Source organism: Apilactobacillus sp. (assembly GCF_025290035.1).
Lineage (GTDB): Bacteria > Bacillota > Bacilli > Lactobacillales > Lactobacillaceae > Apilactobacillus.
Genome location: NZ_JAMBKT010000012.1, coordinates 24,366 through 29,181 on the forward strand (window position 1 = coordinate 24,366; position 4,816 = coordinate 29,181).

The 4,816-nt window shown below is 36.4% G+C and carries 5 protein-coding genes and 1 other annotated feature; of the genes, 1 reads left to right on the top strand and 4 read right to left on the bottom strand.

Going from position 1 to position 4,816, the window contains the following annotated elements; translation table 11 throughout:
• Positions 1 to 639, bottom strand: a 639-nt coding sequence (locus M3005_RS04275) for a uroporphyrinogen decarboxylase/cobalamine-independent methonine synthase family protein (protein WP_463670944.1), incomplete at its 3' end; no start/stop codon positions are given.
• Positions 640 to 708: 69 nt separating this feature from the next.
• Positions 709 to 942: a binding site (T-box leader), on the bottom strand.
• 137 nt (positions 943 to 1,079) lie between these two features.
• On the bottom strand, positions 1,080 to 2,408 hold the full coding sequence (locus tag M3005_RS04280; RefSeq protein ID WP_293793994.1) for an ammonium transporter: 1,329 nt from the start codon (positions 2,406 to 2,408) through the stop codon (positions 1,080 to 1,082).
• A gap of 204 nt (positions 2,409 to 2,612) precedes the next feature.
• On the opposite strand from M3005_RS04280, the gene M3005_RS04285 reads away from it, so the two are divergent.
• Positions 2,613 to 3,455 carry a methyltransferase domain-containing protein gene (locus M3005_RS04285; RefSeq protein WP_293793995.1) on the top strand — a complete coding sequence of 281 codons (843 nt, stop codon included), beginning with the start codon at positions 2,613 to 2,615 and terminating at the stop codon, positions 3,453 to 3,455.
• Positions 3,456 to 3,682: 227 nt separating this feature from the next.
• On the opposite strand, the gene M3005_RS04290 is transcribed toward M3005_RS04285, so the two are convergent.
• A complete protein-coding gene (locus M3005_RS04290; protein WP_293793996.1) occupies positions 3,683 to 4,225 on the bottom strand; it encodes a hypothetical protein in 543 nt (180 codons plus the stop codon).
• A gap of 17 nt (positions 4,226 to 4,242) precedes the next feature.
• Positions 4,243 to 4,623, bottom strand: a complete 381-nt coding sequence (locus M3005_RS04295) for a hypothetical protein (protein ID WP_293793997.1) — start codon at positions 4,621 to 4,623, stop codon at positions 4,243 to 4,245.
• Positions 4,624 to 4,816: the final 193 nt, after the last annotated feature.

A 4,816-nucleotide genomic window follows, 5' to 3' on the forward strand; every position in this document is an offset into this window, starting at 1 on the left:
TTTCCAGAAGTCCTTATCTGAAAGCATGCCCCAAGTACAGTCATCGATTTTGACATCGCGACAACCAGCATCGTATAGCGCTAGGATTAAGTCATGGTAGGCTAATCCTAGGTCATGGATAACAGCGTCTAAGTCATCCCCGTATACTGCTTTTAAGGCAGCGATGTTTTCAGGACCACGAACTAATTCAGCGTAGCATTGAGCTGGTGATGGAATGCTTTGTCTAGCAATTACATCTTCACTATCAGCAACTTGTGCTTGTAAGAACTTAAACGCTAATAGGTCTGGATGGTTGGGATTAAATTTGATTTTGCCTTCAACTTGCGCTGAATCATTTCTAGTTTCAACGTCGTGGAATATGTAGCCGTGTTCTTGATGAGTATGCTTGATTCCATCAAATCCCCAGAATGTATCTAAGTGCCAGTAACTACGACGGAATTCTCCATCAGTGACAATTTTTAAGCCATGTTGAATTTCTTTTTGGACTAAATCTTGAATTAACTTATTTTCAACTGCTGTTAGTTGTGCTTGATCAATTTCGTTTTTAATAAATGCGCTGCGTGCTTCTTTTAATTCTTTGGGACGTAGAAAACTTCCTACGATATCAAAATGAGTTGTCTTAGTTGCTACTTGTGTCATATCAATCACTCCTTAAAATTTATCTTCTTTTCAATCAAATCAACAAAAAAATCCGCTCCTAGCTTATAAGCTAGAAGCGGATTCCGCGGTACCATTCTAATTTAGGTGCAGTTTACACTACACCCCTCACTAACGTCTATCAACGTGTGCAATTAATAATGGTTGCCAACCCATCAGCGTTTAATAAGTATCGACGCTGCCAATTAACGGGCCATCTTCACTTAAGTTAATTCGATCTGCTCACATCAACCGCAGACTTTCTGAACTATCAACCTAGGTTACTCTCCCGATCTTTTTGTTTAAATGATTTGTTTGATTGATATAAATACTAATTCCATAAATTATAAAAGTCAACACATTTTTTAATTTATTTCTAATTTATTTTTAATTAGGGGTAAAAAAAGCCTGACGCATCAGGCTTTTTAGATTATGAAAAATTTTTAATCTTTAGGTAAATTGGGATTATCCAAGTGACTGATTTGTCCCTTGAATTCATCAGCATTAACTTCGATATCCTTAGAGTGGTCTACACCAGTATCACCATAGAAGACCATGTAATCAGCTGTTTCACCATGTTCCGCGATATCAAGACCCTTAATTTCTTCATCCTTAGTAACACGCATTGGCATTACTAGTTTTAATAGGACGATAATTACGGCACAGGCTACTGATACGAAGATAATGGTTACTAAAGTCGCAATAATTTGGGTAGCGAATAGTTTCATACCACCACCGTAGAATAGACCGTTATCAACAATGGAACTGTTAACTGACTTAGTAGCTAATAGACCAGTCATGATACTACCAACCATTCCAGAAACACCGTGACAACCGAATGCATCTAGGGTATCGTCAGCACCAATCTTGTTCTTTAAAACATTGCAGTAGTAGTAACTTACTAGCGTCGCAACAATTCCAATTGCAAATGCACCAGTAATAGTAACAAAACCAGCAGCAGGAGTAATTCCAACTAATCCACAAAGAGTACCAGTACAGATACCACCTAATTGTGGTTTACCAACAAAGTGCATGTCTAATAACATCCAAACCATCATCGAAGTAGCTGCAGCGACAGTTGAAGTCATAGTGGCTTGCATTGCGATATTGTTAACGCCTAGTGCTGATCCAGCGTTAAAACCATACCAACCGATCCATAGAATGGTAGTTCCTAAAAGGACCCATGAAAGGTTGTAGTGCTTAGTTTCCTTACCAAAGTCTAAACGTTTGCCTAGATAAATTGATAATACTAAGGCAGTCACCCCGGCATTAATATGAACAACGGTTCCACCAGCAAAGTCTAGTGTTCCTAATGAAGCTAAAATACCATTTGGTGACCACACCATATGTACCATTGGGTAGTAAATAATAATGGACCATAGGATTACGAACCATAATAAAAATTTAAAACGAATTCTTCCAACAATTGCACCAACGAAAAGCGCTGGGGTTATAACAGCGAACATCATTTCAAAAATTGAATAAATACTTACTGGAATCTTAGTTGAAGTCAATGAGTTCAAATCAATTCCATGCATGAATGGGTTCGATAAATCCCCGATAAACCCACCAATGTTACCTGAAAAAGATAAACTATAACCAACTGCAACCCATAAAATAACTGCTAATCCAGTCATAATGAACACTGACATGGTAGTGTTAACAACGTTTTTCTTGGAAACTAAACCTCCATAGAAGAACGCCAAACCTGGTGTCATGAATAAAACCAAAATGCTAGAAATAAATACAAATCCGGTACTTGCTAAATCCATTTACTCTACCCCATTTCATTAATGTTATATTATGTTACATATTATATCATTAAAAAGAAATAAGTACAGAATAAATTCTAGATTAATTTCATTTAAGCGTTATCTTTGGGATAATATGTTATATCTTATTACATAAAACAATGTCTTTTGCATTCATCCCCTTTTTCCAATAGAATAAGAACTAATCGTTACAAGGAGATTCCTATGGATAAAAAGAAACTACTTAAGAAAATGAAGAAAAACAAAAAAATCACCCATCAACCTTCATACATTGAACGCATCAAGCATTACTATGAGGTCTTTAGTGATTTTTCAGATATTAAATACCTATTAAATAATATTTTAGAAGCCGATAGATTATTGCAGCAAAAGCAATTACCGCAAGATTTACCGGAATTACTTTTGCCAGATGATATTCAAGACACCATCTTCACCTTTGTGAATAATAAATATCCAATGGGCGACCCTAAGGGCGATCAAGTCTGGAACACCTATGTCGATAATCTACCTAAGTTAGATAAGGATATCCGTGAATTTCGTGACTACTTAGAGGATGAATACGGAATGTGGGCTTATATTTCAGCACCATTCGTCAATGATTTAGCTAAGTTTTTAGACGGCCATAAAGCACTAGAAGTAATGGCCGGTAATGGTTATATTTCAAAGGGACTGCGTGATAACGGTGCTGATGTAATTTGTACCGATAGTTTAGCTTGGACGAAGGAAAACGAAACCGGTAAACACCTTCTAACTGACGTCGAAACCCTCGATGCGATTGAAGCATTTCAAAAATATCAAGGTGAGATTGATTACATTATCATGTGCTGGTCACCTAATGGCGTCGATATTGATTGGCGTTTATTATCAGCAATTCGTGAATCTGGTAAAGATATTACCCTAATCACGATTGGTGAAAAGTATGGCGCAACTGATTCAAAGATTTTCTGGGATAACGCTGAATTCATCGAAATTGACGACGTCAAAAAATTAAACCAACATCATCAACGTTTTGACTTAATTGATGACCAATTATACTTTGTAAAATAAAAAGAAAAAAGGACGTAACTTCAATGAAGTTACGTCCTTTTTGGCATCTACTAAGTAGACGGGTAAGTGGTGTTCACATCACCGAAATACCAGACACGCGAATTACGTTCGCATAATGTGTCCCCTCCGAAAATATCACTTAATCACATCTTGTGAAGACAGCTTTCGCTGCGTGATCTCCTCGACTCATCGCAAACAGTAGTATAACACAAATTACCTACTGTTGCCTATTTTTTCTTAGTGGTCTTTTTAGTGGTTTTCTTAGCAGCTGGTTTTTTAGCCGGTTTCTTTTTATCAGTTTGCTTATCAGCTTCAGCAGCAATCGCACGATTTTCATCAACAGCAGCTAGTTGTTGGTTGACCCATTCCACTAGTTTGGCGTTAATCTCGTCGTTATCAGTAAAGTCGTCTTGTGTTGATAATTCATCGATTCTTAACTTAGAGCGGTTTACATCTGGTGATTCCACTAACATATAAACGTTTAGCGGACAGTTACCTTCGTCGCTCATCATCTTCGAGATGTTTTTGATGTAGCGATATGGTAAGTTCACAATGCCATTTTGTAAGTAAAAACTAATTTCTTCGCCCTTTACTTGAACTAAGGCAGAAGCTAGTCGTCCACTATTGATTTGTTCATCCATAAAAGCGACTGCTTCAGCAAAGGCTTTTTTAGGGTCTTTTTTAACGCTGGCAAGCGTTACTTCACTTGAAAATGTTTCGTATTTTTCATTTTCAACATCTTCAATAAATTTTTGTGCATCTATTTCCATTTAATTTAACACCTATCTTATTTTTTTACGTTCTTTTTCACGATTCGGACATAGTCAGCTTTGATTTGTTTGGCGGCAATTCGATACCACAACAAGTTGACAATAATTCCTAACACTGCAAAAATAAAAGTTATTATTGAAACGCTACTGTTATGTTCAGTCGCAAAAATAAAGACGATTCTAATCATGGTTAATGTGTAAATACCCACAATAAATAGTAAGAAATGGTACGCTAAGCGCCAATTTCTAAGTCCACCAATGATTAACACTAAATATAAAACAACTGCAAATACGGCTGTTTTGGTGATATCAGAAGAGTGACCACCCATTAATACGTCACAAATAATAAACATCGCAAGTGACAACAAACTCCAGCTTGTAATGATTTTCTTGTCCATAGTGACCTCCGAATAAAAATTACTATTTACACCTTATCACAACTTAAACCATTTGAGTAATAGAATTAACCAAAAGAGGCTAAAAAATGCAAAAATGGCACTATCAAGTTCCCATCAAGGGATTATCTAAACCCACCAGCATTAAAGAATATTTAAAAAAACACTTACTAATTCCGAAACACTTCATCTACCC